Genomic DNA, 25,125 nt, shown 5'->3' with positions numbered 1-25,125 from the left:
CGGGCTTCGCGTCCTCTGGACGGCGAGGATGCCAGTTTCACGGGCATTCAATTCAATATTGGGGGGACGGGATGAAGAAGATTTGGGGGATTGCTGCTGCGATCGCATGCGTGCCCGGCGTGGCTGCGGCGCAGGATTTCGACGGTGCCCGCATCGAGGCGCGCATCGGCTACGAAACGCCGACCGTCAGCGAGGACAATGACGTCTACAAGATTGGCAGCGCCCTATCCTATGGCGGCGAGATCGGATTCGATTTCAAGGCGAACAAGGTCGTCGTCGGACCCTATGCGAACTACGAATTCTCCAGCGTGGAGCTCTGCGACGGCGGAGATTGCCTTGGCGAGAAGGGCAATCTGAGCGTTGGCGGCCGCATCGGCGTCATCGTCGGCCAGCGCGGCCTGATCTATGCCAAAGCCGGCTATGCCAGCATCGAGTTCGAGGCGAGCAGCGGCGGCGCGAGCGTCTCTGAAAGCAAGAGCGGCATTCAGGGCAGCCTCGGCTTCGAGTTCGGGCTCGGCAAATTCTACGGCTTCGTCGAGGGCAGCTATGCCGATTACGGCAAGTTCTACGACATCAATCTCCAGCGCCGCCAGGTCGCGGGTGGCGTCGGTATCCGCTTCTGAGCGGATCGTGCCGGATCGAGCTGCGAGGGGGTCCGGGAAACCGGGCCCCTTTTTCTATCCAACCCCTCGGCCGTCACCATTCGCCGCGTTAACCGCGAATATGGCGGAACGCCGTCGGGGCGAGCGCGCTGTGCCCCGAAAGGTCGCAAAAAACGGGTGGGATTATGTGTTCGCTGAAGCGCTTTGCGCGCCTGCTTGCTCGCGATGCGATGCTTCCGGACAGGCTGCCGAGTGGCGGCGATCCCGACTATCGCCCGAAGCCCGCGGCGCCGCGGCCGCGTGCCGGCACGCGCGAGTGCGGCAAACCCGTACGGCAGTTTCCCGGAAGCCATCGCTAGCATTCCGTTGTCCACCCTCGCGTATATCAGTGAATGAGGTTCCGAGGGCTCTGCTTTCCGGGGTCTTGGCCGGGCGGCGATCCCTGACTGCCGCCCGGTCTTCGCTTGACGCGAGCAGCAGGGCGCGCGCGGCGTGCCGCAATCGATCATCCAAAGCGAAAGTGGGGAGCTTCTGTTGCCCGGTGCCCCCCGTACCGCTGGAATCCGCTTCTGTTGCCCGGTGCGGTCCAACCGCGCATTTTAGAATAACCTTAGGCCGTTAAGCCGTGGGGTTACGCCGCAATAGCGAGTGCTTCGTTATCGTTGGCACTTGTGTTTCAGACCGTCACAGTGGCCCACGCTGAGAGATAGTCGGCGCTTTTCAACACACGTCGATCCTGGTTCGGCCCCGTCAGAAACGGTGTCCAGATACACCACCACTTATGGTGGAGCCGCCGGGTACTGCCCCCGGGTCCGCTGCGCCTATTGCACGCCGTCGTTTATCCCCATAGCCGGGCGAACCCGGCAAGACCCATATAGGGTGCTCTTCGCTTAATGAAAAGGTCAGGTTGCAGCCTCTAGGGGGTTCACACCGAAGCCTCGGCTTGGCATGGAGGGTGCATAATGTTGACCCAGCGGTCCCGCTACGCGCTTCGCGCGATGCTTTTCCTCACCCAGCAGCAAGCTGCGACCGGACCTGTGCCGATGAACCGCATCGCCGCCGAAGCCAATGTACCGCGCAAATTCCTCGAACTCATCCTCGCCGATCTGCGCGAGGCGGGCTTCCTGCTGTCGACCCGCGGCAAGATGGGCGGCTATCGCCTCGCCCGCCCGCCGCATCTGATCTCGCTCGGCGAGATCATCCGCGTGATCGAAGGTCCGCTCGCTTTGGTCCCCTGCGTCAGCCGCACCGCTTATCGGTCGTGCAACGATTGCAGGGACGAAGCGACCTGCGCGATCCGCCAAGCAATGGCGCGCGTCCGCGACGAGACCGCGCGCATCCTCGACGGTACCAGCCTCGCCGATGCCGTCGCCGAGGAACTTGCCGCGGCCTGACGTTCACGTGTCGGTGGAGACTTCGTCCCATTCGGCATCGTTGTAGCGAATCAGCCAGTTGAGTGCGTGATGCCGTTCCATTGTCACGCCGGGTTCCAGACCGCCGGAGGGCACTTCGCCGTCGATCGATGCCTGCCGTACCGCCCAGTGGCAGCGATAGATCAGATCGGCCTCGTTGAGGATGTCGTTCGCCGAGCGCAGGCCGCGAGCCGCCAGGTCCGGCGTATCGCGCACCGTCCCCGCCAGCCGCGGCACGTCGCAGATCGCGCGCGGCAGCCCGAGCACCGGCGATTCGTCCCATCCCAAGGCCCAGAACAGCACCCATGCCGCTTCATAACGCCAACTGAACTGCAGGCGGTCGTGCTCGCTCGGCGGATTCTCTGCGATGAACGCGTGCTCTTTGGGGGAGAGCAACGGCAGCACGCCGCGCTCTTCGGCGATGGCATCGACCGTTTCCTGATCGAGGCCCTCTCCCTTGACTGCGACGATCGCCAGCGCAAGCAGCCGGCCGGCCACTTCCTCGGGGGTACGCAGCGTAACCTCGGCCTCGCTTTCGATCGCCGGAAGGTGGGGATTGACTCGTACGCCTTCGTTGGAGAGCAGCGCCTCCATGAATTGCTTGCGCGCAACTTGGTCGCCATAGAGCTGGCCCGGTTCGCTTGGCGGCAACTGGACGCTCAGCAGTGGCTGGAGGCGCTTCGGAGGTTCTGCGGGCGCGGGTGTGGGCGTGCCGCCCAGCAACTTGCGGAACCAGCTCATGGCCGCTTCTTCAGCTCGTCGCGGATCTCGCGCAGCAACTCGACTTCCACCGGATCGACCGCCGCCTCTTCTTCGCGGCGCAACACTCGATTGGCGAAACGCACCAACAGGAAGATCAGGAAAGCGAGGATCAGGAAATTGATCACCACCGTGACGAACTGCCCGAATCCGAGCAACGGCACGCCCGCCGCCTTCAACGCCGCATAATCGCTCAGCGAGCCGGTATAGCCCGCAGGCACCGCGCCCAGCTTGATGAAATAGCTCGAGAAATCGAGCCCCCCGAAGAGCGCGCCGATCACTGGCATGATCAGATCGTCGGTCAGCGATTTGGTGATCGTGCCGAATGCGGCGCCGATGATCACGCCCACCGCGAGATCGAGCACGTTGCCGCGCGCGATGAACGTCCGGAATTCCTTCCACATGGGCACAAACCTCCCTCCACAACCGTTCCTCGTCGTTCCATGTCCGATTTCGCTTTCGGGCTCCAGTGTTGCCGTCGTATAAGACACTTCTCGACCAAGATCCGGAGGATCAACAAGGTGATCAAGTTTCGTGCCGCATTCGCGCTAGCCGGCGCCGTTCTGCTCTCAGCCTGCGGGCTCAACAGCGTGCCAACCGCCGAGGAAAACGCCAAGGCGCGCTGGGCCGACGTCCAGACCAATTATCAGCGCCGTGCCGACCTGATTCCGAATCTCGTCGCAACGGTGAAGGGCGCCGCCGGATCCGAGGGCAAGATCCTCAACGACGTGGTCAGCGCGCGCGCGCGGGCGACCCAGATTCAAGTGAGCGGAGACGACCTCACCGATCCGGCCAAGGTATCGGCGTTCAACCAGGCCCAGAACGGCCTGTCGCTGTCGCTCCAGCGACTGCAGGAAGCCTATCCGCAGCTGCAGAGCCAAGGCAATTTCAAGACGCTGATGGACCAGCTCGAAGGCACCGAGAATCGCATCGCGATCTCGATCCGCGACTACAACACCGCAGTGCAGGCCTATAACACCCGCATCCGCACCTTCCCCGACGCGGTCGGCGCCAAGATCTTCTACGGCTCGAAACCGATGACCCCGTTCCAGGCGCAGGCCGGGGCGGACAAGGCGCCGACGGTCGACTTCGGGAACGGCAGCTGATTCCGATAGCGCTTCTGCTTTGCGGGGCGCTGGCAGCATGCAACGCTGCCGCGCCCTCCAGGGCGCCTCCTGCCGGCTATGATTTCCCGGCGCTGGCGGGGTGTGTCGTGGATACCGCCGATCTGCTCCCGCCCGCCATAGAGGCGCAACTGGCGGCACGTATCGCGAACGCCGAGGCGCAGTCGAAACATCAGTTCGTCGTCGTGACGGTGAATAGTCTGGGCGGCAAATCGATCGAAGACTATGGCCGGGCGCTCGGCAATTGGTGGGGAATCGGGCGAAAGGGTGGCGACGACAGCGTTCTGCTGATCGTCGCGCCGAACGAGCACAAGGCGCGGATCGAAGTTGCCGACGGCCTGACGAAGGCGCTTACCGACCAAGAGGCAGGCATCATCATGGACGATACCATCCTGCCGCGCTTCCGCGACCAGCATATGGCCGACGGCATCGTCGCGGGCAGCAACGCCATCCTTCGCGAGATCACAGAATGAACATCCTGCGTTATCTGCTTGCCTTGTTGCTGCTCGCCATACCCGTCACGGTGCAGGCGCAGCCCAATTTCCCAAAGCGCGAGCGCGAACCCGTGGTCGACGCCGCCAATCTGCTAACCGATGTCCAGAAGGCCGAGGTCACCAGCCTCGCCGAGGATATCAACAAGGCGACCACGCGCCAGTTCGTCGTCGCCACGATCCCCGATCTGCAGGGCTATGACATCGCCGATTACGGCTATCAGCTCGGACGCGCCTGGGGAATCGGACAAAAGGACGCCAATAACGGGATCCTGCTGATCGTCGCGCCCAAAGAGCGCAAGGTGCGGATCGAAGTCGGCTATGGGCTCGAACCGATCATGACCGACGCGATGTCGAGCACCATCATCAACGAAACGATCCTTCCCCGTTTCAAGGCCGGCGATATGGCCGGCGGCATCGTCGCCGGTGCCAACGCAGTTGCCGAGCAGATGAAGCTGCCGCTCGAAGCCGCGGAGGCGCGCGCCAAGGCGGCCGCCGACAAGCAGGCGCAGAGCAAGCCGCGCCGCGCCGGCGGCGGTGGCGGCTTCCCCTTCGGCTTGCTGTTCTGGGGAATCATCTTCCTCTTCGTGCTGTTGCCGATGCTCGCGCGCGGGTTCGGAGGCCGGCGCCGCAAGGGACCGTGGGGCGCACGCAGCTATCGCAGCAATGACGGCGGTGCGCTGCCGATCATCCTGTGGAGCATCGCCAACGAGATCGGCCGCAACGCCGGCCACGGCGGCGGCTCCTCCGGCTGGGGTGGCGGCGATGGCGGCGGCTGGGGCGACGGCGGTGGGGGAGGCGGCTTCTCCGGGGGCGGTGGATCGTTCGGAGGCGGTGGCGCCTCGGGGAGCTGGTGATGCGATTGACCAAAGCCGATCATGCGCGGGTCACCGCAGCGGTCTCGCAGGCCGAACAGTCGACCGATGGCGAGATCGTCACGGTCGTCGCCGGCCGTTCCGACGCCTATCACGACGTCGCGCTCCATTGGGCCGTGCTCGCGATGCTGTTCGTGCTGGCGCTGCTCGCGTGGCAGCCGGGGCCGGTCGCATGGCTCCACGCGCTGCTCGTCGATGCCTGGTCGGAAACGCCGCCGCATTGGTATCTCACTTTCGCGCTGATCCTGATGGCGCTCACCTTCCTCGTCGTCCGCGTCCTCCTCGCGCGCGATGCGCTGCGGATCGCGCTGACCCCGGGCGCGACGAGGACGCGGCGGGTGCACGCCCGCGCGATGGCGCTGTTCCGCACCGCCGCCGAAAAGCGCACCAAGGCGGCAACCGGCGTGCTCCTCTACCTTTCGCTTGCCGAGCATCGCGCGGAGATCATCGCCGAAGAATCGATCCACTCGAAGGTGAGCGCGGAAGTGTGGGGCGAGGCGATGGCGGCGCTGATCGCCGCGGTGAAAGATGGCAGACCGGGCGATGGTCTCGCCGAAGCGGTCGCCCAGATCGGCAAGGTGCTCGCCGAGCATTTTCCGCGCAGCGAAGGCGACACGAACGAGCTTCCCGACCGGCTGATCGAATTATGAGCACTCCGGAAGAGCCGGTCGAAACCGTCTGGCAAGGCAAATGGATCGTGGCAAGGCGGCAGGGCAAATGGGAGTTCGTCTCCCGCGCCCGCAACATCCAGGCGGCGGTGATCGTGGCGATCGACGACGAGGATCACGTCCTGCTCGTCGAGCAACATCGCGTGCCGCTGGGCCAGCGCTGCCTTGAGCTTCCGGCAGGGTTGATCGGCGACGAGCATGACGGCGATACCGCGCTCGATGCCGCCCGCCGCGAGCTCGAGGAGGAAACCGGCTATCGCTGCGAGACGGTCGAGGCGCTGGGCTATTTCCACTCCTCGCCCGGGATGGTCAGCGAAGGCTTCACGCTGGTGCGCGCTACGGGCTTGACCAAGGTGAGCGAAGGCGGCGGCGTCGCGGGCGAGGATATCGTCGTCCACCGCGTCGCGCTGGCCGAGGTCCCCGCCTTTGTCGCACAGAAGCGGGCCGAGGGGCTCGCCATCGACGTGAAGCTGCTGCTGTTACTGGCTGAAACGATGTTGCGCCGCGCATAGCCGCAACCGCCTGCCTTCAGGCGCGGATCTCCACCTGCACCCGATCCCCCGCGGCGATACCGGCGGCGCGCCGCACTTCGGCCTTGACCGGCAACAGATAGCCGTCGCTTTCGCTGTGCGGGAAGACGGAGGTGGCGAACGGCACTCCATTGACCCGCGCCTCGACCCGGACGGATCCGAAGCCGCGCCCGCCGCCCATCGCGCGCAGCTCAAAAGCGCGCGCGCGGATCGCGTCGGCGGGCACACCGGTGACCGTCACGAAATGCCAGCTGGCCTTGGCCGGGGGCGGGGGTGTCCAGCGCCAGAGTTCGGCGGCAAAGGTCAGTGGGGCATCGTCGGGCATGGACATCGGCCGCACCCTTGGCGCTGTTCGGCAGCGGGATAAAGCGAGGCGGGGTCAGCGCCGCGCGAGACGGTGGGCGATCTGCCGTATCCGCAGCCCGGTGACGGGATCGCGCCAGTCAGGCGCAACCGCGAGTAGCGGCTCCAGCACGAAGCCGCGTTCGCGGAAGTGGGTATGCGGCACGGTGAGCCTCCGCTCGCCCCACATGCCTTCGGACCAGAGGACGATGTCGAGATCGATCACCCGCGCCCCCCAATTGCGTCCGCGCCGCCGCCCGAAGCCGCGTTCGATCGCCTTGAGCCTGCCGAGCAGCGCCGGAGGGTCCTCGTCGCTCTCGATCAGCGCGACGGCATTGGCGAAGCGGCGCTTCGAAGGGCCGAGCGGCGCCGTACGCAGTACCGGCGAGACAGCGACCACCTTACCCAGCGCGGCGAGCGCCGCTTCGATCTCCGCCTCGGGGCTGCCGTGGCGTCCTCGGCGGTTGGAGCCTAGAGCGATGGCATAGACGGGTGTCGGCACGCCCTGGCCTTAACGGCGCGGGCGCGAATACGCCATGCTGACCGCGATACGCCGGTCAGATTCAAACGCGTAATTTTCGTTCGAGATCGACTGCGAATCGGCCAGGTGAGTCACTTTAGATGTCTTCGACGAGCCGTCCGTAAAGCTCGGGCCGCCGATCGCGGAAGAAGCCGAACGCCGCACGGTGGCGCTTGATCCGGTCGAGGTCCAGCTTCGCGATGATCACGCCGGTTTCCTCGCGGTCGAGTTCGGCGAGGATATCGCCGCGCTCGTCGGTGATGAAGCTGGTGCCGTAAAAGGTCTGGCCGTGCTCGGTGCCGACGCGGTTGGCGGCGACCACGGGGACGACGTTCGACACCGCATGCCCGACCATCGCGCGCCGCCATAGCCGCGCGGTGTCGAGGCTGTCGTCGTGCGGTTCGGATCCGATCGCGGTGGGGTAGAACAAAACCTCGGCGCCCATCAGCATCATCGCGCGGGCGGTTTCGGGATACCATTGGTCCCAGCACACCCCCACGCCGATCCTGGCGCCGGGTCCGTTCCACACCTTAAAGCCGGTGTTGCCGGGGCGGAAATAGAATTTCTCTTCATAGCCCGGTCCGTCGGGAATGTGGCTTTTGCGATAGACGCCCTCGACTCGCCCGTCGGGGCCGATCATCGCGAGGCTGTTATAATGATGCGGCCCATCGGCCTCGAAAAAGCTGGTCGGGATATGGATGCCGAGGTCCGCGGCGAGATGCTGCATCGCCAGCACCGCCTTGTGCTCGTTCACCGGTTTGGCGTTGGAAAACAGCGCCTCGTCCTCGACCCGGCAGAAATACTCGCCCTCGAACAATTCGGGCGGGAGCACGACCTGCGCGCCCTTGCCCGCCGCCTCGCGGACGAGCTCGGACACTGCCTTGATGTTGGCATCGATGTCGTTGGTGAAGGCGAGCTGGAGCGCCGCGACGGTAATCTCGGTCATTGGGTTCCTCAGAGCCGCGGAAGCTGCTGGCTGATGCAGTGAAAGCTGCCGCCGCCGGTCAAGATATGATCGGCGCGCTGGCCGACAACCTGCCGGCCGGGGAAAAGCGCCTCCAGCGCCGCGATCGCCGCGTCGTCATTCTCCTGGCCGTATACCGGCACCACCACCGCGGCGTTGCCGATGTAGAAGTTCATGTAGCTCGCGGGGATGATCTCTTCCTCGGGGCTCAGCACCCGGCCGGGCGAGGGGAAGCGGATCAATTCGACTCCGAAGGCCTCGGCGCGCCGGGCGGCGTCCTGATAGATTCGCCAATTGGGGTCGTTGTCGGTCGCCTCCGGGATCAGCAGCCGGTTCTCGCCGACGAAGCGCGCGAGATTGTCGACATGACCATCGGTATGGTCGTTGAGCAGCCCGTCACCGAGCCACAGCACTCGATGATAACCGAGGCTGGCTTCGAGCAGCGCCGCGACATCTGCCTTGGTCAGGTTCGGATTGCGATTGGGGTTGAGCAGACATTGTTCGGTGGTGACGCACAGCCCGGTGCCGTCGCCGTCGATCGCGCCCCCCTCGAGGATCCACTGATGCTCCTCGACCACGAGCTTCCTGGCCCTTGCGAGCCGCGCCCCGACGTCCGTATCGCCCGCGAGGTCGTATTTCCCGCCCCAGCCGTTGAAGCGGAAATCATGCGCGCGGCCGGCGCCGTCGATGATCGGGCCGGTGTCGCGCAGCCAGATGTCGCCGAACGGCTCGATCACCACCCGCGCCGAATCGCCGGCATGTTCGCGCGCCGCCGCCGCCGCTTCCTCGTCGGCGGCGACGAGGATCACTTCCTCCCCGCTTCCTCCCGCGCGGACCGCGCGGGCAAAGGCGGCGACCTCTTCTCGCGCCGGATCGAGGTCTTCGAGCCACAGCTCGGGATGGCTCGGAAAACCGATCCACACGGCATCGTGCGGCGCCCATTCGGGAGGGGGAGGTAGAATCATGGCGCGCTATTACTTCCCCGCGCGGCTCTTGTCTCGGGTCGCGCGGAATTCGGCGGTCGGATACCAATTAGGCCAGTTTGAGCCCTCGGCGAGCTGGCGGCCGAGCCCGTAGAAGATGCTCAGATCCTCGATCGCGCCGTCCCAACTCCAGCTGGGATCATATTGATCCTGCGGCTTGTGATAGCGATTGGCGGTATAGTCGTCCGAGGCCTTCTTGCCGGCTTCCTTGCCGCCGACGCGGAGATCCTCGCCGCTTTCGCCATAGAGCATCGGCACGCCGAGCTTGGCCATGCTGAAATGGTCCGAGCGATAATAATAGCCGCGCTCGGGAGTGGGCTCGGGGACGATCACCCGGTCCTGCGCCGCCACGAAAGGCTTCACCAGATCCTCGAGCTCGGACTTGCCGACGCCGACCAGCACGAAATCCTTCGCGCGCCCGACATTGTTGACGCCGTCCATGTTGACCCCGCCCACTGTCCTCGCGAGCGGATATACCGGGTTCTCGGCATAGAATTTGGAGCCGAGCAGCCCCGATTCCTCGGCGGTCACTGCAAGGAAGACGAGGCTACGCTTCGCCGGCCCCGCCTTCACATGTGCTTCGGCAAGCGCGACCAGCCCGGCGGTGCCCGACGCATTGTCGAGCGCGCCGTTGCAAATGTCGTCGCCATTCACAGCGTCGCAGCGGCCGAGATGGTCCCAATGCGCCGAATAGAGCACCACTTCGTCCGGGCGTTCGCTGCCGGGCAGGATGCCGATGACGTTCTTCGATGCCTGACGCCGGATCGTGTTGTCGAACGACACGTTCGCCTTCACGCCCAGCGGAACGGCTTTGAAGCCCTTGTGCTTCGCCGCTTCGATCAAGGCGACATAGTCCTTGCCCGCGCTGGCGAAGAGCGCCTTCGCGGCATCCTGCTGGATCCAGCCGATCGCCTTCGACTGGTCCATATGGTCGCCCGGCGTGTCCTGCTCGAGCTGGGGTCCGGTCCATGACGATTGCACCACGCCCCAGCCATAAGCGGCGGGCTCGGTGTCGTGGATGATGATCGCCGCCGCGGCGCCCTGCCGCGCGGCTTCCTCATATTTGTAGGTCCAGCGGCCATAATAGGTCATCGCCCGGCCGCCGAATTCGCCCCGCAGCCCCTGTGTCTGCCAATCGGGATCGTTGACGAGGATGACCACGGTCTTCCCCTTCACATCCATGCCGGCATAGTCGTTCCAGTCGCGCTCGGGGGCGTTGATGCCGTAGCCAACGAACACGACGTCGCTGTCCTTGACCTGAACCTTCGGCGTGACCTGATAGGTCGCGATCACCAGATCCTTGCGGTATTCGAGGCTGACCGGCGTCTTGCCTCCGGTGAAGGTAAGGGGCGCGACGTTCTGCGACGTGATTTCGACCAGCGGCACCTCCTGGAACCAGCTGCCCTTGTTGCCCGGCTTGAGCCCGGCCCTCTGGAGGCGCTCGACCAGGTAAGCGAGCGTCTTCTCCTCGCCCGCGGTCGCCGGCGCGCGGCCTTCGAATTCATCGGACGAAAGCCGCTCGGTGACTTGCTTGAGCGTGTCGAGCGAGAGCTGCGGCGCGGTCTGCGCGACGGCAGCGGTGCTGGTGAGCAGAACGGCGGTGGCGAACAGGATGCGCATGGAAACTCCCGCGGATATGGATGGAGCGAATGTGGCAGCGAGGCGCGGGGGTCGCAAGCATTGCAGTTCGTGTCGAGGCCGGAGACGCAACGGCAGTGATAATGGAGAGGGCGATGCGGCGGATGACTACAGGCAGCTTCCTCGCGGCGGCGGTCGCCTCGCCGGCCGGGTCGCCGCTTGGGGCGGCGCGGACCGGCCACCCGCGGATTACGGAAAGTGCTGACTCCAGCCCGTAACAGGAAGATCGACTTCCATCAGCGTCAAGGCGGCACAGTAACCGCGACAACTGGCCGGTCTTCATAACCTTCGCGACGAGCTCTCTTTCCGGGAAAGAACATCGACTTGCGTCGCAGTGATATGCGCCCCCGAAGTCAATGAAGAATAAGACTTGCCCAAGATCGTTTCGGTAGTAAGCTGTGGGTCAACGGGGGGGATTCAGGCATGGCTGAGCCGTTTTTATCGGAGCTTAGGCTTTTTTCCTTTGTCTTCGCGCCGAAAGGCTGGGCGCTGTGCAACGGTCAGTTGCTGCCGATCAACCAGAATCAAGCGCTGTTCTCGCTGCTGGGCACCACCTATGGCGGAGACGGACGGGTAAACTTCGCGCTTCCTGATCTGCGTGCCCGGACGCCGATGCACGTCGGTAACGGCCATACGCTCGGCGAGCGGGGCGGTGAGCAGGCGCACACGCTCTCGATCGCCGAACTGCCCCAGCACACCCATGTGCTGCAGGCGACGTCGACGAATGCGACCACCAATATTCCCAATGCCACCATGTTTCTTGCGGGAACGGCTCCAAACGATTTCTATACCGGTGCGGCGGCGCTTACGGCGACGGCGCCGGCTTCGGTCGCCACTGTCGGCGGCAGCCAGGCGCATAACAACATGCAGCCGTATCTGACGCTGTCCTGGTGCATCGCGCTCCAGGGCATCTTCCCCTCGCCAAACTGAGGAACCCGACCGATGGCGCAACCTTATGTCGGTGAAATCCGGATGTTCGCGGGCAATTTCGCGCCCGCCGGCTGGATGTTCTGCGAAGGGCAGCTCCTGCCGATCTCCGAGAATGAGACGCTCTTTCAGCTGATCGGCACCACCTATGGCGGGGACGGTCAGGAAACCTTTGCGCTACCCGACCTGCGCGGCAGGCTTCCGGTGCATCAGGGAAACGGCTTCATCCTTGCCGAGGCCGCAGGTGTCGAGCAGGTCACGCTGACCGTCCCGCAAATCCCTGGGCATAGCCACCCGTTGCTCGCATCGCTCAACGTGGCGACCTCGCCGACGCCGACCAACAATCTGATCGGCAAGTCCGGCTCGATCGACGCCTTCATCAACGCCCAGCCGACCGATCCGCTGAACGCACTCTCGGTAACCCCGGTCGGCAACAACCAGCCGCACACCAACATGCAGCCCTATCTCTGCGTCGACTTCATCATCTCGCTGTTCGGGATCTTCCCGAGCCCAACCTGAGGAGCCGATCCGTGGCCGATCCGTTCGTCGCCGAAATCCGGGTCTTCCCCTTCAACTTCGCGCCCAGAGGCTGGGCGTGGTGCGACGGGCAATTGCTGCCTTTGTCGCAGAATACCGCATTGTTCTCGCTGCTGGGCACCACCTATGGCGGCAACGGCAAGAGCAATTTCGCGCTTCCCGATCTGCAGGGCCGAGCGCCGATGCATCCGGGACAGGGACCCGGCCTGTCGCTCCACGATCTCGGCGAGACCGGTGGCTCGGAAACCGTGACGCTGCTCGAATCTGAAATGCCAGCGCATGCGCACGCGCTCACCATGTCGTCGTCGGACGAGGCCGAAAACAACATACCGACCAACAACGCCCTGACGCGGGCCAAGCTGAACATCTACTCGCCCAACACAACCCTCACGCCGCTGGCGCCCGAGGCGCTCGCTCCTGCCGGTGGCGGTCAGCCGCACAACAACATGATGCCTTATCTGACCCTCTATTTCTGCATCGCGTTGCAGGGCGTGTTCCCGCCACGGAGCTAGCAGCTGTCGTGCCCTTGCCGCTTGTCGGTGCCGCGACGCTGGACGTCGGGTTACGGCCGATGTCGGATGCCGACCTCGCCTTCACCGCCGCGCTTTATGCCTCGACGCGCACCGAGGAATTGGCGCTGGTGCCTTGGCCCACGGAGACCAAACAGGCGTTCCTGCTTCAGCAGCATGCCGCGCAGCACGCGCATTACCAGCAGCATTATCGTGGCATGGAGGCGATGATCATCGAACGCCATGGTGTCGCGATCGGACGGCTATATCTGTACGAAATGCCGACCGAGATCCGGATCGTCGACATCTCGCTGATGCCAGAGGCGCGAGGCCAGGGGGTCGGCGCGGCATTGCTGCGCGATCTGTTCGCCGACGCCGGGCCGCGCGGCCAGAATGTCACGATTCATGTCGAGAAGAACAACCCGGCGCGCACGCTCTATACGCGACTCGGCTTCGAGGTCCTCGACGAGGACCGGGGCGCCTACGACCTTTGGCAATGGCGTCCGGCAGCTTAGTAGAACACCGCCTCATAGCGGATATTGTCGGCCTCGCGCGCAACCGGAACGATGAAGATCTCATGCCCGTCCTCGCCACCGCGGGTGAAGCGATAGGTTCCTTGCGGCAGAACCGGTTCGCCGGGGCCGAGAAACTCCAGCCGGAACGATCCGCCCTCCCGCCCCGAATCGGACAGCGCCTGCGCCTTGTGGAGCGTGAGCGGATAGGCGGCGTCGCCGCCGGACACGTCATAAATGGTGCCCGCCGCAAAGTCGGACAAACACAGCGCCGTCATCCGGGCACGCGGGGCAGCGGCGACGAAATCACGAAGACAGCGATGCGCATGCAAAGTCCTGTGAGAAACGACTTAGGCAGATCTTGGCAGGCTGGTCTCGGCCTCGCAAGGCCCGGCCTTCCAAGCGGATCGTTTCGCTTTACGCTCGAACGACTAATATTCGAGGAGGCCCGCCCAGTTCTTCGCCGCGTGCGGCTCCGCGGTGCTCCAACCGAATTTCCGCGGGTCGGCGGGCCATGCCGATGCGTGGTTCCAGGAGAATGGTTTCCAGTCATGGCAAACCCCGCCCGAGATCGCGGCGTTCGCCGGGACGAGGCCTTCGGCGTCAGAAGCGGAAGGCAGTGCCCACATAGACCGCTTGGCTGTCGCGCCGATTGTCGGTCATCTTGGGGAGGCGGTCCTGCTCGCTCTTATAGCGCACGCCCGCAGTCACATCGAGGTTGCGGGTCAGCGAATAGCTGCCGCCGACGTCGATCGAATAGCTCGGCTTGTCGCCGATCAGCACCGGCGTGTTGGCCAGCGGACGCTCAGCGGCGGCCTGGACGCGGCCAGTGACGCGGCTGCCCGAATAGCTGACCCCGACATTGGCGCGTTCGGTGCTGCCCGGCTGGGTGACGAGTTCGACGCGAGTAACGTCGCCCGCGACGGCGAAACGCTTCCAGCCGACCGAGACGCCGAGATTATACGCGATCGGCGCAAGGCTGACCGGGGTTGCGGCGATCACGTCGCTCCGGCTGGCGATCGCTGCGGTCCGGGTCGAGCGCGCGCGGACTGCAACGGTCACGGCACGGCCGCCGCGGCGCGATTCGGACGGGGTGAAGCGGAAGCCGGCCTCGGGCAGACCGCTGCGCGCGAGAATCGCGGCGAGCTTGGGATCGGCGGCGGCTGGCGTGAAGGTGCCGAGGCCGCTGCGCGACGCCGTAGCGGGCCGCTTGGCATAGCCCGATTCGGCCCTGCCATTTTCCTGCGCCTGGAGCGCCGGCGCAACGAGAGCACCGGCGGCGCAAATCGCCCCCAGTCCCATCATCGTCGTCCACCGTGCCAGAAGCATTTTCATCCCCTTTTATGTAGAGGGACGTACCATGATTCGGAAGCGAGGTTCCACAGGCGACTGAAATTTCGTGGCAGTGTTGCCCGATGCCCACAGATTCGGCAGCGAATCGACCCGTTTGGGGGAGATTCCCCGACGAACGTCCGCGGGCGCTGCCGCCTTGCTCCCGCCACACGAGCCCCTATAGATGCTTTCGCTTTCTCCTTTCGGGCTTAGGAATGTGTCGATGAACCGCCTGTTGCGCACCGCGATCCTGGGGTCGCTCGCTCTTTCGATCACCGCATGCGGCGGCAACAAGCGCCCCGAGGCCGATCTCGCCGCTTCGAAAGTGACGACGATCGGCGTCAATTCCTATCTATGGCGCGCGACTCTCGACACGCTGAGCTTCATGCCGCTGCTCCAGACCGATTCGAACGGCGGCGTCATCGTCACCGACTGGTACGTCAATCCGAACACGCCGGCCGAGCGGATGAAGGTGACCGTGACCGTGCTCGACCAGGATCTGCGCGCCGATGCGCTGCGGGTCGCGGCGCTGCGCGAAGTCAACCGCACCGGCCAGTGGGTCGCAGCCCCCGTGCAGGCCGCGACGGTGCAGAAGCTCGAGGACATCATCCTGACCCGCGCTCGCGACTTGCGTCGTGCCGCCATCGTCAACGACTGATCGACCGCTTCTTTCGATTGTAGCGCGCCGATCGCCGACCCCGGCCCCACATGGGGACGGGGGTTGATCGGCTGTGCGGCGCTGCCTAGTGCCCGAGCTGCAAAGTTGAAGGAATTTCGTACGTGTCGCGGTTCAATGCGCTGAAGTCCGATTCGCACTGGCAGAAGGTTTGGGACGAGCGCCGCACCTTCGCCGCGCGCGACGACAGCCCCAGGCCCAAGAGCTTCGTGCTCGAGATGTTCCCCTATCCCTCGGGGCGCATCCATATGGGGCATGTCCGCAACTATACGATGGGCGACGTGCTCGCACGGTTTCGCCGGATGCAGGGCATGGAAGTGCTCCACCCGATGGGCTGGGACGCCTTCGGCATGCCCGCCGAAAATGCCGCGATGGAAAAGAAAGTCCATCCCGGCAACTGGACCCGCCAGAACATCGCGACGATGAAGGCGCAATTGAAGCGCCTCGGCTTCGCGCTCGACTGGACCCGCGAACTGGCGACTTGCGAGCCCGATTATTACGGGCACGAGCAAGCCATTTTCCTCGATTTCTTCGAGAGCGGGCTGGTCTATCGCAAGGAATCGGCCGTCAATTGGGATCCGGTCGACATGACCGTGCTCGCCAACGAGCAAGTGATCGACGGGCGCGGCTGGCGCTCGGGCGCGCTGGTCGAGCGCAAGAAGCTCAGCCAGTGGTTCCTGAAGATCACCCAGTTCGCCGACGAGCTGCTCGAGGGTGTGCGCGGGCTCGAGCATTGGCCCGACAAGGTCAAGCTGATGCAGGAGAACTGGATCGGCAAGTCCGAGGGGCTGCAGTTTCGCTTCAAGCTGACCGACGGCGGCGAAATCGAAGTGTTCACCACGCGCCCGGACACGATCTTCGGATCGAGCTTCGTCGCGATCGCGGCCGACCATCCGATTGCCCGGAGGTTAGGCGAAGGCGACCCCGAAATCGCCGCGTTCATCGAGCGCTGCAAGCAGGGCGGCACCACCGCGGCCGAGCTGGAGACACAGGAGAAGCTGGGTTTCGACACCGGGCTGCACGCTACGCATCCCTTTGATCCGGCTTGGGAATTGCCGGTCTATATCGCGAACTTCGTGCTGATGGACTATGGCACCGGCGCCGTCTTCGGCGTGCCGGCCCACGACCAACGCGATTTCGAATTCGCGACGAAATACGCGCTGCCGATCCGCCGCGTCGTCTCCGAAGGCGACAAGACCGCGCCCGAATTCCACGACACCGAAGCGTATAGCGGCCCCGGCACGTTGGTGAATTCGCACTTTCTCGACGGGATGGACGTGACCGACGCCAAACGCGCGGTGATCCAGCGCGCCGAGCAGGGCGGCTGGGGCACCGGCACGACCGTATGGCGGCTGCGCGACTGGGGCGTCAGCCGCCAGCGTTACTGGGGCACCCCGATCCCGATCGTCCATTGCGAAAGCTGCGGACCGGTGGGCGTGCCACGCGAGCAGTTGCCGGTGGTGCTGCCCGAGGATGTCAGCTTCGACATTCCCGGCAATCCGCTCGACCGGCACCCGACGTGGAAGCATGTGAACTGTCCCAAATGCAACGCACCCGCGCGGCGCGAGACCGACACGCTCGATACCTTCTTCGATTCCTCGTGGTATTTCATACGCTTCGCCAGCCAACCGGCCGACAAGCCGTTCGACAAGGCGGTGGCCGAGCAATGGCTGCCGGTCGGCCAGTATATCGGCGGAGTTGAGCATGCGATCCTGCATCTGCTCTATGCGCGCTTCTTTACCCGCGCGCTCCAGCATATCGGCAAGCTCGACGTCGCCGAGCCGTTCGCGGGGCTGTTCACCCAAGGGATGGTGACGCACGAGACTTACTCGTTCCCTCCCGTTTCGGAGGGACATGGTCCGACTTGGGTATCGACGGATGACATCGAACGTCGGCCCGAAGGCGTATTTGAGCGCAGCACCGGTCGACAAGTGACGATCGGCCGCGTTGAGAAGATGTCGAAGACAAAGAAGAACACCGTCGATCCCGAGCCGATCGTCGACCAGTACGGCGCCGACGCAGTGCGCTGGTTCATGCTCTCGGACTCGCCTCCCGAGCGCGACCTCGAATGGAGCGATAACGGCATCGAGGGCGCGTGGCGCTTCGTCCAGCGGCTGTGGCGGTTGTTCGACGGGCTCGAAGATGCGCAAGGCGAGGACAAGGATCTCGACCGCAAGCTCCACCGCACGATCGCTGGCGTCGCCGGCGACATCGAGGCACTGACTTTCAACAAGGCCGTCGCGCGGCTCTACGAGCTGGTCAACGCCGTCGAGAAGGCCGCCCCCTCCGCCTCGCGGACCAACGCGATCCGCACGATTATCCGGATCGTCGCGCCGATGGTGCCCCATATCGCCGAAGAGGCTTGGGCCGCGATGGGCCAGGACGGGCTGATCGCCGACGCGGCATGGCCCGAAGTCGATCCGGCGTTGTTGGTCGACGACGAAGTCACGATCGCGGTGCAGGTCAATGGTAAGCTGCGCGATACGCTGGTAATGCCCAAGGGGGCGCCGAAGGATAGGGTCGAAGCCGCGGCACTCGCCGCCGACAAGATCGTTCGTGCGCTCGAGGGGAAGCCGCCCAGAAAGGTGATCGTCGTGCCCGACCGTCTGGTGAACATCGTCGCATGAGGGCCGTGACGCTCCTCTGCGTGGCGGCGCTTGTGCTGTCTGGCTGCGGGCTACGGCCGCTTTACGGCGGCGGTGCCGGCGGATCGGTGCAGACCATGCTCGCCGCAGTGCAGGTCGCGCCGATCGAGGGCCAATCGGGCTGGCTCGTCTCCAACGCACTGCGCGACCGATTGCACGGCGGCGACACGACGCCGCGCTATCGGCTCGAGATTCAGCTAGACGATTCGACCGTCGGGCTCGGCGTGCGCCGCGACGACAGCGTCGCGCGCGAGCGGCGGACGCTACGCGCGCGCTATCAGCTCGTCGATCTCGCCAATGGCACGGTGGTGCTCGACGCGACCGCCGGTTCGGATGCCGGCATCGACGTGGTCGGATCGGAATATGCGACGATCGCGGCCGAGAAGACCGCGCTCGAGCGGCTCTCGGGGATCGTCGCCGATCAGATCGTCGCGCGAGTGGCGCGCTATGCCCAATCGGGTCCAGCGTCCGCACCCACCGCCGCAGTTCCTGCGGGCAGCACCGGCCAATGAAGTCCAGCGCGGGACAGATCCGCGCCGCCGTCGACAAGCCCGATCCTGCGATCCGGCTCTATCTGTTCCACGGGCCCGACGAAGCCGGCGCGGCCGAGCTCGCCGCGCGGCTGGCGCGCGCGCTGGGGCCCGACGCCGAACGCGTCGATCTCGACATGAAGGCGCTTCGTGAGCAGCCCGGGCGGCTGGCCGACGAAGCGGCGTCGCTCTCGCTGTTCGGCGGGGCGCGTTATATCCGGCTCTCGGGCATCGAGGAGAGTGCCGCCGAGGCAATCGGGCTGCTGCTCGCCGCCGAGCGCACGGGCAGCCCGGTGATCGCGATCGGGCCAGGCCTCAAGGCGAGCGGCAAGCTGGTCAAACAGGCGATCGCCACTCCCGCCGCCCTCGCCTTCGCCTGCTATGTGCCCGAAGGGATCGACGCGGCGCGACTGGCGACCACCGTAGCGCGCGAGCACGGCCTGCGCCTGACCGGCGACGTACCTCAGCGGCTCGCGAGCGCGACCGGCGGCGATCGGGCGATCCTCGCGCGCGAGATCGAGAAGCTCGCGCTCTATCTCGACGCTGCGCCGGAGCGGCCGCGCGATGCCGATGGCGACGCGCTCGATGCGATCGGCGCCGATCTCGGCGATACCGAGCTGTTCCACGCGATCGATGCAGTGCTCGACGGGCGAGTCGCAGAGGTGGGTGCCGAGCTTGCGGGACTGGGCGACGGCGTCGCGGTGCCGCTGATGCGCCAGCTGTCGCGTCGGCTGATGACCTTGGCCGAGCTGCGCAGCGACATGGATCGGGGCGCAAGCGTCGACGAAGTGCTCGAAAAGCACCGCATCTTCTTCCGCGAAAAGGCCGCGACCGGGCGCGCGCTGCGTCGCTGGAATGCGGCCCAGATCGCGCGCGCGATCCAGCGGGTGCGCGAGACCGAGCGCGCGCTGATGCATTCGGGAACCGCCGGCGAAGTATTGGCCGACGCGGAGTGCGCGGCGATCGCAAGAGCAGCGGCGCGGGCGCGGGGCTGAGCCTTCGTCATACCGGCGAACGCCGGGATCTCGGCAGTCTTTTCGGCACGAAGATCCCGACTTTCGTCGGGATGACGGTCTGCCGTCAGATTCGCTCGCCGGTCAGCCGCTGGCAGACCATATCGAGCTGGTCGAGCGTCGAGTAGCCGAGAGTCAGCGCGCCGCCCTTGGGGCCATGCGCAATCTTGACGTGGAGGCCGAGTACGTCGCCCAACTGCCGCTCGAGTGCCGCGATGTCGGCGTTACGGCTTGCCCCCTCCCCGCTCTTGTTGCGCTGCGTTCCCGGCTTGGCTTCGCGCGCGAGCTTCTCGGTCTCGCGAACCGACAGGCCCTTCTCGGCCACGGTGCGCGCCAGACGTTCGGCATCGGGGGCGCCGATCAGCGCGCGGGCATGTCCCATCTCGATCGCACCGGTGACCACCAATTCACGAACCGGCTGCGGAAGATCTAGCAATCTCAATAGGTTGGCGACATGACTGCGTGATTTGTGGACGAGCTTGGCCAGCGCTTCCTGGGTGTGACCGAACTCGCCAATCAGCTTGGCATAGGCCTCGGCTTCTTCGATCGCATTGAGGTCCTCACGCTGGATATTCTCGACCAGCGCGATTTCCATCGTCTCGGCGTCGGTCAGTTCGCGGACGAGGACAGGAACTTCGTGGAGTCTGGCGCGCTGCGCCGCACGCCAGCGGCGTTCGCCGGCGACGATCTGATAGCTATGGCCATGTGGGCGCACGACGATCGGCTGGATGAGTCCGCGCGACGCAATCGACTCGGCGAGATCGTTGAGCGCCGCCTCGTCGAAATGCCGGCGTGGCTGGCCCGGATGCGGCGCCATCGCACTGACCGGGAGCATCCGCACGCCTTGGCCGCCGCCGCGCTCGGAATCGCCCGACACCGGCGTTTCGGCGACGTTGTCCCCGAGCAACGCGCTGAGGCCGCGGCCGAGGCCGTGTTTGCGGGGGCCAGGATCGGTCATGCGGCTTTCCTGAGCTTGGGCAAGCGCTCGATCACTTCGCGGGCGAGGGCGATATAGGCCTCCGAACCGGCGCAGCGATAATCGTAGATCAACGCGGGCATCCCGTGGCTGGGCGCTTCCGAGAGGCGGACGTTGCGCGGAATCACCGTATCGAACACGACCTTGCCGAGCACCGCGCGGACATCGTCGGCAACCTGATCGGTCAGGCGGTTGCGGCGGTCGTACATGGTGAGCGCGACGCCGAGGATCGACAGGCCAGGATTGAAGCGGCTGCGGATGCGGTCGATCGTGCTGAGCAACTGGCTCAGTCCTTCGAGCGCGAAGAATTCGCACTGGAGCGGGACGAGCAGCGCATGCGCCGCGACCATCGCATTGATCGTGAGCAGCCCGAGCGACGGCGGGCAATCGATCAATACCACGTCCCAGCGCGCGGCCGCGTGGCGCGCGAGCGCAGCGTCGAGGCGATGGGTGCGGGCTTCGAACTCAATCAGTTCGATCTCGGCACCCGATAGATCCTGCGTCGCCGGCACGATGTCGAGCCGGGGCACCTTGGTAGGCATCGCCACCTCGTCAACGCTGGCGTTGCCGACGAGCAAATCATAGGTCGAATGCTGGTCACGTTCGGCGCGGCCGATGCCTAGCCCGGTCGAGGCATTTCCTTGGGGGTCGAGGTCGAGCAACAGAACACGCATGCCGGTCGCCGCGAGCGCGGTGCCGACATTGATTGCAGTGGTGGTCTTCCCCACCCCACCCTTCTGATTGGCGATTGCTATGCAGATCATTTGGGTCGCACCCCTCGGGCTACCACGATGCCGGATTCCGGCTGGGTGATGCTTGGTTCCACGTGGAACACACCTTGCCATTTCCGGCGCGCGGCTACTACCTCCGAGTGCGCCTTCTGCCCCTTTGGAAGCACCCAGATTGTGGACAAACCGGTGCAATGTGCTGTGGATTGCAGCAACGCCGGCAGGGCCGCTACCGCACGCGCCGAAACCACCGCAACCGGTTCGGGGGGATGGTAGCTCTCGATCATCGATCGCTGCACAGTGATGCGCGACTTGAGGTCCAGCGCCGCTATGACCTGCTCGAGGAATGCGACACGCCGGGATCGCGGTTCGCACAGCACTATCGGACGGTCGTCGAGCAAGATCCCGACGACGATCCCGGGAAGCCCGGCACCGCTGCCGACATCAAGCCACGTTCCACGTGGGGCGTCGGCTGCGAGCGGAATGAGTTGGGCCGAATCGACGAAATGCCGAGACCAGAGGGCGTCGAGCGTAGAGGCGGCAACCAGGTTTTGACGGGGCGCTTCGGCGATCAGCAGTTCGGCGTAGCGGGCCAGAAGCGTTCCACGTGAAACACCGAAGCTATCGTCGATCCAAGTGCGCGCGTCATCTTCCGTCATGCGGCAGACTTGCGCGCATGAAGAAGGATCGCCGACAGCGCGGCCGGGGTGATCCCCCTGAGGCGCGAGGCGGCGCCGAGCGTTTCGGGACGGGCCGCGTTCAATTTTTCGACCATCTCATTTGACAGGCCCGGGATCGTGTTGAAGTCAAGCGCAGCGCCCAGACGCACATTATCGTTCGCACGGAGCTGCGCCACCTCTGCGGCCTGCCGCTCCAGATAAGGCGCGTAGCGCGCATCCTCGACGAACTCGGCGAGCAGCTGTGGGTCCGCTTCAACCGGCTCCGAAACATGCGCGAGTTCGACTCCCGGAAAGCGCAACCACTCCTTTGCCGAACGCCTTGCGCCATCGAGCGCCACTGGCGCACCGCGGGTGTGCACAGCTGAAGCAGTCAGCGGCACTGCGAAATGCTGCTCCAGCTGATCGCGTGCTTCGGTCCGTGCCGCATGCCTGGCGATCCGTTCGGGTTGCAAAAGATCCAATTGCGCAGCCGTCTCGCCGAGACGAGTTTCGGCGTTGTCGGCGCGCAGGCGCAACCGGAACTCGGCGCGCGCGGTGAGCATTCGATACGGCTCGGTCACGCCCTGCAGGACCAGATCGTCGACCATGACGCCCAGATAGCTGGTAGCCCGATCGAGGATCAGGGGCTCCAATCCGCGGGCGCCAGCCGCCGCATTCGCGCCCGCGACCAGCCCCTGTCCTGCCGCTTCCTCATAGCCGGTGGTGCCATTGATCTGGCCGGCGAAATAGAGACCGGGGATGTCCGGCAGCGCCAGCAGCGAGTCGAGCGCGCGCGGATCGATATAGTCATATTCCACCGCATAGCCCGGAGTCACGATAACCGCGCGCTCGAGCCCCGGAATCGACGTGACCATCGCCCGCTGGATGTCGACGGGAAGCGATGTCGACATCCCGTTGGGGTAAATGAGGTGGGTGTCGAGCCCCTCGGGCTCAAGGAAGATCTGATGGCCGTCGCGATCACCGAAGCGATGGATCTTGTCCTCGATCGACGGGCAGTACCGCGGCCCTTGCGCGTCGATCGCTCCGGTGAACAGCGGCGATCGATCAAGGCCGGCGCGGATCGCATCGTGAGTCGCATTGGTAGTGCGCGTAATCCCGCAATGGAGCTGCGGGAGCACACGGCACGCCGTCATCGGCGACATCGTCCACAACACCTCGTCCGAAGCCTGCCCCTCGATCCGCGACCAATCGATCGTCCGGCCATCAAGCCGCGGCGGTGTGCCGGTCTTGAGTCTGGCCATCGGTAAAGCGAGCCCACGCAATTGCTCTGCGAGACGAGTCGCCGCCGCTTCACCGATGCGGCCACCCGTCTCACGTTCTTCGCCACGGAAGATCCGGCCGCCGAGAAAAGTCCCGGTGGCGAGCACCACGGCCTTTGCTTCAAGCAACGTTCCATTGGAAAGCCGGACCCCGGTGATCTTCCCGCCGGCAAGTTCGAGCGCGTCGGCTTCACCCTCGACCAGTGCCAGATCCGGCTGCGTCCCCAGCATCGCCTGAATCGCTGCAGCATAGCGCATGCGATCCGCCTGGACGCGCGGACCCTGGACCGCAGTGCCCTTGCTGCGATTGAGCATTCGGTAGTGAACGCCGGCGGCATCAGCCGCACGCGCTATGAGGCCGTCGAACGCATCCACTTCGCGGACGAGATGCCCCTTGCCCAATCCGCCGATCGCCGGATTGCACGACATAGCTCCGAGCTTGGTCAGATCGAAGCTGAGCAACGCGGTGCGCGCGCCGCGACGCGCGGACGCGGACGCGGCCTCGGTGCCGGCATGGCCCGCGCCGATGACGATTACATCGAACTGCATTCCGGCTCGCTACTGTGTTGCGGGCGCCGCGTCAAAAGCGTTCCACGTGGAACAGTCTATTTGCCGATGCAGAATCGGGCGAAGAGCGCGTCTAGCATCGCCTCGACATCTGCCCTTCCCGTGATTGCGTCGAACGCACCGCGCGCGGCACGAAGTTCTTCGGCAAGCAACAACGGGTCTTGTTGCAGTGCAGCACAATCCAGAGCCTCCCTTGCGATTTGCGCTAGTTCGCGCTGCCTGCGATTGAGGGCGAGCAGGTCGAGCGGCGGCAACAGCGCGACCGCCAATGCGCCGAGCCTCGCCCAAAGCGCGCCAAGTCCCGCACCGGTAGTAGCGGAGACCGCCAGGTCCCGCCCAGCTGGTCCTGCACGCCCGGGGAGATCGGCGCGAGCATGGAGCCACAAAGTCACGGGATGCGGCGGCGGGGCATCGTCGCCGAGCCACAATAGCACATCGGCTTCCTCCAGTGCGGCGCGTGCGCGATCGATCCCGATCGCTTCGATTGGATCGGCGGTCTGTTCCGCCAGCCCGGCGGTGTCGATCAGCAGCCAGGCAACACCCTCGCGCACCACCGGCGCTTCGATCCGGTCGCGCGTCGTGCCGGCGATCGCCGAGACGATCGCCGCCTCGCGCCCGACCATCGCGTTGAGCAAGGTAGACTTGCCGGCATTGGGCGGGCCAGCGAGAACCACGCGTAGCCCGTCACGGAGCCGCTCGACCGGCGGCCGGGCGGTGACGTAGCCAATGTCTCTGGCAAGTTCGGCTGTCGCCGCCCGAATCCCGGCAAGCGAGTCGGCTGCTCCCGCGACGTCGTCCTCGTCGCTATGATCAAGCTGCGCCTCGACTTGCGCGGCGAGCTGCAACAACCGCTCTGTCCAGCCCTCGACTTCGCGACGCACGCCTCCCTCCGCGGCGCGCACCGCCACGCGGCGCTGCGCTTCGGTCTCGGCCATCAGCAAATCGCCCAGCCCTTCGGCCTCGCTGAGATCGAGCCGGCCGTTGAGCAGCGCCCGGCGCGTGAACTCGCCCGGCTCAGCCGGCCGCAGCCCGTCGATCGCGCCGAGCGCGGTTTCGACCGCGCGCACCACTGCGCGGCCGCCGTGAAGATGCAGCTCGACAAGATCCTCTCCGCTCGCGCTGCGCGGGCCGGGAAAGGTGAGGACGAGCGCGCGGTCGAGCAATTCCCCGGTGGCGTCGTGCAGCGCCCGAAGTCCCGCCCGGCGCGGCTCGGGCAGCGTGCCTGCCAGCAGCTCGGCGGCATCGAAGGCACGGGGACCGCTCAGCCGCAGCACGGCGATGGCGGCGGGCGGTGCCCCGCTCGACACCGCGAAGATCGTGTCCATC

29 protein-coding genes and 1 other RNA gene are annotated in these 25,125 nt (G+C 65.5%); 15 read left to right on the top strand and 15 right to left on the bottom strand.

The features are described 5' to 3' along the window. Positions 1-71 precede the first annotated feature (71 nt). A complete protein-coding gene (locus tag CVN68_RS15190; protein WP_100282947.1) occupies positions 72-623 on the top strand; it encodes an outer membrane protein in 552 nt (183 codons plus the stop codon). 537 nt (positions 624-1,160) lie between these two features. On the opposite strand, the gene ssrA is transcribed toward CVN68_RS15190, so the two are convergent. Then, positions 1,161-1,506: a transfer-messenger RNA gene (ssrA, locus tag CVN68_RS15185) on the bottom strand. A 58-nt stretch (positions 1,507-1,564) separates the two neighbouring features. Here ssrA and CVN68_RS15180 point away from each other — a divergent pair. Continuing rightward, the gene (locus tag CVN68_RS15180) at positions 1,565-1,996 is read left to right on the top strand and encodes an RrF2 family transcriptional regulator (RefSeq protein WP_100282946.1); all 432 of its coding nucleotides are present in this window, start codon (positions 1,565-1,567) and stop codon (positions 1,994-1,996) included. Positions 1,997-1,999: 3 nt separating this feature from the next. Here CVN68_RS15180 and CVN68_RS15175 read toward each other — a convergent pair whose 3' ends face one another. Both CVN68_RS15175 and mscL read right to left on the bottom strand, forming a co-directional pair. After that, a complete protein-coding gene (locus tag CVN68_RS15175) occupies positions 2,000-2,755 on the bottom strand; it encodes a DUF4272 domain-containing protein (RefSeq protein ID WP_199560094.1) in 756 nt (251 codons plus the stop codon). Beyond that, positions 2,752-3,177 carry a large conductance mechanosensitive channel protein MscL gene (gene mscL, locus CVN68_RS15170; RefSeq protein WP_100282945.1) on the bottom strand — a complete coding sequence of 142 codons (426 nt, stop codon included), beginning with the start codon at positions 3,175-3,177 and terminating at the stop codon, positions 2,752-2,754. The genes CVN68_RS15175 and mscL overlap by 4 nt, the downstream gene beginning before the upstream one ends. A 108-nt stretch (positions 3,178-3,285) precedes the next feature. Between mscL and CVN68_RS15165 the strand changes: the two genes are divergently transcribed. The 5 genes from CVN68_RS15165 (at position 3,286) to CVN68_RS15145 (ending at position 6,443) form a co-directional block, all read left to right on the top strand. Further along, positions 3,286-3,879 (top strand): LemA family protein, encoded by a 594-nt coding sequence (locus CVN68_RS15165; RefSeq protein WP_407695552.1) that lies wholly within the window; start codon positions 3,286-3,288, stop codon positions 3,877-3,879. A gap of 107 nt (positions 3,880-3,986) precedes the next feature. Further along, positions 3,987-4,370, top strand: coding sequence for a TPM domain-containing protein (locus CVN68_RS15160; protein WP_158298909.1), 384 nt, complete (start codon positions 3,987-3,989; stop codon positions 4,368-4,370). Then, the gene (locus CVN68_RS15155) at positions 4,367-5,245 is read left to right on the top strand and encodes a TPM domain-containing protein (RefSeq protein WP_100282942.1); all 879 of its coding nucleotides are present in this window, start codon (positions 4,367-4,369) and stop codon (positions 5,243-5,245) included. The genes CVN68_RS15160 and CVN68_RS15155 overlap by 4 nt, the downstream gene beginning before the upstream one ends. Continuing rightward, a complete protein-coding gene (locus CVN68_RS15150) occupies positions 5,245-5,913 on the top strand; it encodes a TPM domain-containing protein (protein ID WP_100282941.1) in 669 nt (222 codons plus the stop codon). The genes CVN68_RS15155 and CVN68_RS15150 overlap by 1 nt, the downstream gene beginning before the upstream one ends. Further along, a complete protein-coding gene (locus CVN68_RS15145; protein WP_100282940.1) occupies positions 5,910-6,443 on the top strand; it encodes an NUDIX hydrolase in 534 nt (177 codons plus the stop codon). Before CVN68_RS15150 ends, CVN68_RS15145 begins: the two co-directional genes overlap by 4 nt. 16 nt (positions 6,444-6,459) lie before the next feature. Here the strand turns inward: CVN68_RS15145 and CVN68_RS15140 are convergent, their stop codons facing one another. The 5 genes from CVN68_RS15140 to CVN68_RS15120 form a co-directional block, all read right to left on the bottom strand. After that, complete coding sequence (locus tag CVN68_RS15140; RefSeq protein ID WP_233503375.1) at positions 6,460-6,792, bottom strand: DUF1905 domain-containing protein; 333 nt, start codon at positions 6,790-6,792, stop codon at positions 6,460-6,462. A 48-nt stretch (positions 6,793-6,840) separates the two neighbouring features. Next, the gene (gene folK, locus CVN68_RS15135) at positions 6,841-7,305 is read right to left on the bottom strand and encodes a 2-amino-4-hydroxy-6-hydroxymethyldihydropteridine diphosphokinase (protein ID WP_100282939.1); all 465 of its coding nucleotides are present in this window, start codon (positions 7,303-7,305) and stop codon (positions 6,841-6,843) included. 115 nt (positions 7,306-7,420) lie between these two features. Beyond that, on the bottom strand, positions 7,421-8,269 hold the full coding sequence (gene aguB / locus CVN68_RS15130) for an N-carbamoylputrescine amidase (protein WP_100282938.1): 849 nt from the start codon (positions 8,267-8,269) through the stop codon (positions 7,421-7,423). 8 nt (positions 8,270-8,277) lie between these two features. After that, positions 8,278-9,252 carry an agmatine deiminase family protein gene (locus CVN68_RS15125; RefSeq protein ID WP_100282937.1) on the bottom strand — a complete coding sequence of 325 codons (975 nt, stop codon included), beginning with the start codon at positions 9,250-9,252 and terminating at the stop codon, positions 8,278-8,280. A gap of 9 nt (positions 9,253-9,261) precedes the next feature. After that, positions 9,262-10,890, bottom strand: coding sequence for a M28 family metallopeptidase (locus CVN68_RS15120; RefSeq protein ID WP_100282936.1), 1,629 nt, complete (start codon positions 10,888-10,890; stop codon positions 9,262-9,264). A gap of 441 nt (positions 10,891-11,331) precedes the next feature. Between CVN68_RS15120 and CVN68_RS15115 the strand changes: the two genes are divergently transcribed. Genes CVN68_RS15115 through CVN68_RS15100 form a run of 4 tightly spaced genes read left to right on the top strand, consistent with a single transcriptional unit; the run spans position 11,332 to position 13,396 of the window. Then, complete coding sequence (locus CVN68_RS15115) at positions 11,332-11,838, top strand: phage tail protein (protein ID WP_100282935.1); 507 nt, start codon at positions 11,332-11,334, stop codon at positions 11,836-11,838. A 12-nt stretch (positions 11,839-11,850) separates the two neighbouring features. Then, positions 11,851-12,354, top strand: coding sequence for a phage tail protein (locus CVN68_RS15110; RefSeq protein WP_100282934.1), 504 nt, complete (start codon positions 11,851-11,853; stop codon positions 12,352-12,354). 11 nt (positions 12,355-12,365) lie between these two features. After that, a complete protein-coding gene (locus CVN68_RS15105; RefSeq protein ID WP_100282933.1) occupies positions 12,366-12,884 on the top strand; it encodes a phage tail protein in 519 nt (172 codons plus the stop codon). Positions 12,885-12,892: 8 nt separating this feature from the next. Beyond that, positions 12,893-13,396, top strand: a complete 504-nt coding sequence (locus CVN68_RS15100; protein WP_199560093.1) for a GNAT family N-acetyltransferase — start codon at positions 12,893-12,895, stop codon at positions 13,394-13,396. On the opposite strand, the gene CVN68_RS15095 is transcribed toward CVN68_RS15100, so the two are convergent. Next, positions 13,393-13,671 carry a DUF6916 family protein gene (locus CVN68_RS15095; protein ID WP_100282931.1) on the bottom strand — a complete coding sequence of 93 codons (279 nt, stop codon included), beginning with the start codon at positions 13,669-13,671 and terminating at the stop codon, positions 13,393-13,395. The two genes, CVN68_RS15100 and CVN68_RS15095, sit on opposite strands and share 4 nt — an antisense overlap. A gap of 325 nt (positions 13,672-13,996) precedes the next feature. After that, positions 13,997-14,728 (bottom strand): hypothetical protein, encoded by a 732-nt coding sequence (locus CVN68_RS15090; RefSeq protein ID WP_233503374.1) that lies wholly within the window; start codon positions 14,726-14,728, stop codon positions 13,997-13,999. Between the two features lie 220 nt (positions 14,729-14,948). Here CVN68_RS15090 and CVN68_RS15085 point away from each other — a divergent pair, with 220 nt between their 5' ends. The 4 genes from CVN68_RS15085 (at position 14,949) to holA (ending at position 19,571) form a co-directional block, all read left to right on the top strand. Continuing rightward, the gene (locus CVN68_RS15085; RefSeq protein ID WP_100282930.1) at positions 14,949-15,383 is read left to right on the top strand and encodes a DUF3576 domain-containing protein; all 435 of its coding nucleotides are present in this window, start codon (positions 14,949-14,951) and stop codon (positions 15,381-15,383) included. A 122-nt stretch (positions 15,384-15,505) separates the two neighbouring features. Next, the gene (leuS, locus tag CVN68_RS15080; protein WP_100282929.1) at positions 15,506-18,028 is read left to right on the top strand and encodes a leucine--tRNA ligase; all 2,523 of its coding nucleotides are present in this window, start codon (positions 15,506-15,508) and stop codon (positions 18,026-18,028) included. Continuing rightward, positions 18,025-18,558, top strand: coding sequence for an LPS assembly lipoprotein LptE (gene lptE, locus CVN68_RS15075; RefSeq protein ID WP_100282928.1), 534 nt, complete (start codon positions 18,025-18,027; stop codon positions 18,556-18,558). The genes leuS and lptE overlap by 4 nt, the downstream gene beginning before the upstream one ends. Then, on the top strand, positions 18,555-19,571 hold the full coding sequence (gene holA / locus CVN68_RS15070) for a DNA polymerase III subunit delta (protein ID WP_100282927.1): 1,017 nt from the start codon (positions 18,555-18,557) through the stop codon (positions 19,569-19,571). Before lptE ends, holA begins: the two co-directional genes overlap by 4 nt. An 85-nt stretch (positions 19,572-19,656) precedes the next feature. Here holA and CVN68_RS15065 read toward each other — a convergent pair whose 3' ends face one another. From CVN68_RS15065 to mnmE, 5 genes are read right to left on the bottom strand one after another with little or no spacing between them, the layout of a single operon-like run. Then, positions 19,657-20,547 carry a ParB/RepB/Spo0J family partition protein gene (locus tag CVN68_RS15065; RefSeq protein WP_100282926.1) on the bottom strand — a complete coding sequence of 297 codons (891 nt, stop codon included), beginning with the start codon at positions 20,545-20,547 and terminating at the stop codon, positions 19,657-19,659. Continuing rightward, on the bottom strand, positions 20,544-21,329 hold the full coding sequence (locus tag CVN68_RS15060) for a ParA family protein (RefSeq protein ID WP_100282925.1): 786 nt from the start codon (positions 21,327-21,329) through the stop codon (positions 20,544-20,546). The genes CVN68_RS15065 and CVN68_RS15060 overlap by 4 nt, the downstream gene beginning before the upstream one ends. Continuing rightward, the gene (rsmG, locus tag CVN68_RS15055) at positions 21,326-21,952 is read right to left on the bottom strand and encodes a 16S rRNA (guanine(527)-N(7))-methyltransferase RsmG (RefSeq protein ID WP_100282924.1); all 627 of its coding nucleotides are present in this window, start codon (positions 21,950-21,952) and stop codon (positions 21,326-21,328) included. The genes CVN68_RS15060 and rsmG overlap by 4 nt, the downstream gene beginning before the upstream one ends. Further along, positions 21,949-23,781, bottom strand: a complete 1,833-nt coding sequence (gene mnmG, locus CVN68_RS15050) for a tRNA uridine-5-carboxymethylaminomethyl(34) synthesis enzyme MnmG (protein WP_100282923.1) — start codon at positions 23,779-23,781, stop codon at positions 21,949-21,951. The genes rsmG and mnmG overlap by 4 nt, the downstream gene beginning before the upstream one ends. Before the next feature lie 56 nt (positions 23,782-23,837). Further along, complete coding sequence (gene mnmE / locus CVN68_RS15045; RefSeq protein WP_100282922.1) at positions 23,838-25,124, bottom strand: tRNA uridine-5-carboxymethylaminomethyl(34) synthesis GTPase MnmE; 1,287 nt, start codon at positions 25,122-25,124, stop codon at positions 23,838-23,840. Between the last annotated feature and the right edge of the window lies 1 nt (position 25,125).

It is taken from the genome of Sphingomonas psychrotolerans (assembly GCF_002796605.1).
GTDB classification, from domain to species: Bacteria; Pseudomonadota; Alphaproteobacteria; order Sphingomonadales; family Sphingomonadaceae; genus Sphingomonas; species Sphingomonas psychrotolerans.
The sequence above is the reverse complement of the archived record's forward strand: the minus strand, read 5'-3'. Positions and strand labels throughout refer to the sequence as shown.

Coding starts and splice junctions, on each gene's coding strand:
- CVN68_RS15190 (WP_100282947.1), top strand. CDS start 72: ATGAAGAAGATTTGGGGGATTGCTGCTGCGATCGCATGCGTGCCCGGC.
- CVN68_RS15180 (WP_100282946.1), top strand. CDS start 1,565: ATGTTGACCCAGCGGTCCCGCTACGCGCTTCGCGCGATGCTTTTCCTC.
- CVN68_RS15175 (WP_199560094.1), bottom strand. CDS start 2,755: ATGAGCTGGTTCCGCAAGTTGCTGGGCGGCACGCCCACACCCGCGCCC.
- mscL (WP_100282945.1), bottom strand. CDS start 3,177: ATGTGGAAGGAATTCCGGACGTTCATCGCGCGCGGCAACGTGCTCGAT.
- CVN68_RS15155 (WP_100282942.1), top strand. CDS start 4,367: ATGAACATCCTGCGTTATCTGCTTGCCTTGTTGCTGCTCGCCATACCC.
- CVN68_RS15150 (WP_100282941.1), top strand. CDS start 5,245: ATGCGATTGACCAAAGCCGATCATGCGCGGGTCACCGCAGCGGTCTCG.
- CVN68_RS15145 (WP_100282940.1), top strand. CDS start 5,910: ATGAGCACTCCGGAAGAGCCGGTCGAAACCGTCTGGCAAGGCAAATGG.
- CVN68_RS15140 (WP_233503375.1), bottom strand. CDS start 6,792: ATGTCCATGCCCGACGATGCCCCACTGACCTTTGCCGCCGAACTCTGG.
- aguB (WP_100282938.1), bottom strand. CDS start 8,269: ATGACCGAGATTACCGTCGCGGCGCTCCAGCTCGCCTTCACCAACGAC.
- CVN68_RS15125 (WP_100282937.1), bottom strand. CDS start 9,252: ATGATTCTACCTCCCCCTCCCGAATGGGCGCCGCACGATGCCGTGTGG.
- CVN68_RS15120 (WP_100282936.1), bottom strand. CDS start 10,890: ATGCGCATCCTGTTCGCCACCGCCGTTCTGCTCACCAGCACCGCTGCC.
- CVN68_RS15115 (WP_100282935.1), top strand. CDS start 11,332: ATGGCTGAGCCGTTTTTATCGGAGCTTAGGCTTTTTTCCTTTGTCTTC.
- CVN68_RS15110 (WP_100282934.1), top strand. CDS start 11,851: ATGGCGCAACCTTATGTCGGTGAAATCCGGATGTTCGCGGGCAATTTC.
- CVN68_RS15095 (WP_100282931.1), bottom strand. CDS start 13,671: ATGACGGCGCTGTGTTTGTCCGACTTTGCGGCGGGCACCATTTATGAC.
- CVN68_RS15090 (WP_233503374.1), bottom strand. CDS start 14,728: ATGAAAATGCTTCTGGCACGGTGGACGACGATGATGGGACTGGGGGCG.
- CVN68_RS15085 (WP_100282930.1), top strand. CDS start 14,949: ATGAACCGCCTGTTGCGCACCGCGATCCTGGGGTCGCTCGCTCTTTCG.
- lptE (WP_100282928.1), top strand. CDS start 18,025: ATGAGGGCCGTGACGCTCCTCTGCGTGGCGGCGCTTGTGCTGTCTGGC.
- holA (WP_100282927.1), top strand. CDS start 18,555: ATGAAGTCCAGCGCGGGACAGATCCGCGCCGCCGTCGACAAGCCCGAT.
- CVN68_RS15065 (WP_100282926.1), bottom strand. CDS start 20,547: ATGACCGATCCTGGCCCCCGCAAACACGGCCTCGGCCGCGGCCTCAGC.
- CVN68_RS15060 (WP_100282925.1), bottom strand. CDS start 21,329: ATGATCTGCATAGCAATCGCCAATCAGAAGGGTGGGGTGGGGAAGACC.
- rsmG (WP_100282924.1), bottom strand. CDS start 21,952: ATGACGGAAGATGACGCGCGCACTTGGATCGACGATAGCTTCGGTGTT.
- mnmG (WP_100282923.1), bottom strand. CDS start 23,781: ATGCAGTTCGATGTAATCGTCATCGGCGCGGGCCATGCCGGCACCGAG.
- mnmE (WP_100282922.1), bottom strand. CDS start 25,124: ATGGACACGATCTTCGCGGTGTCGAGCGGGGCACCGCCCGCCGCCATC.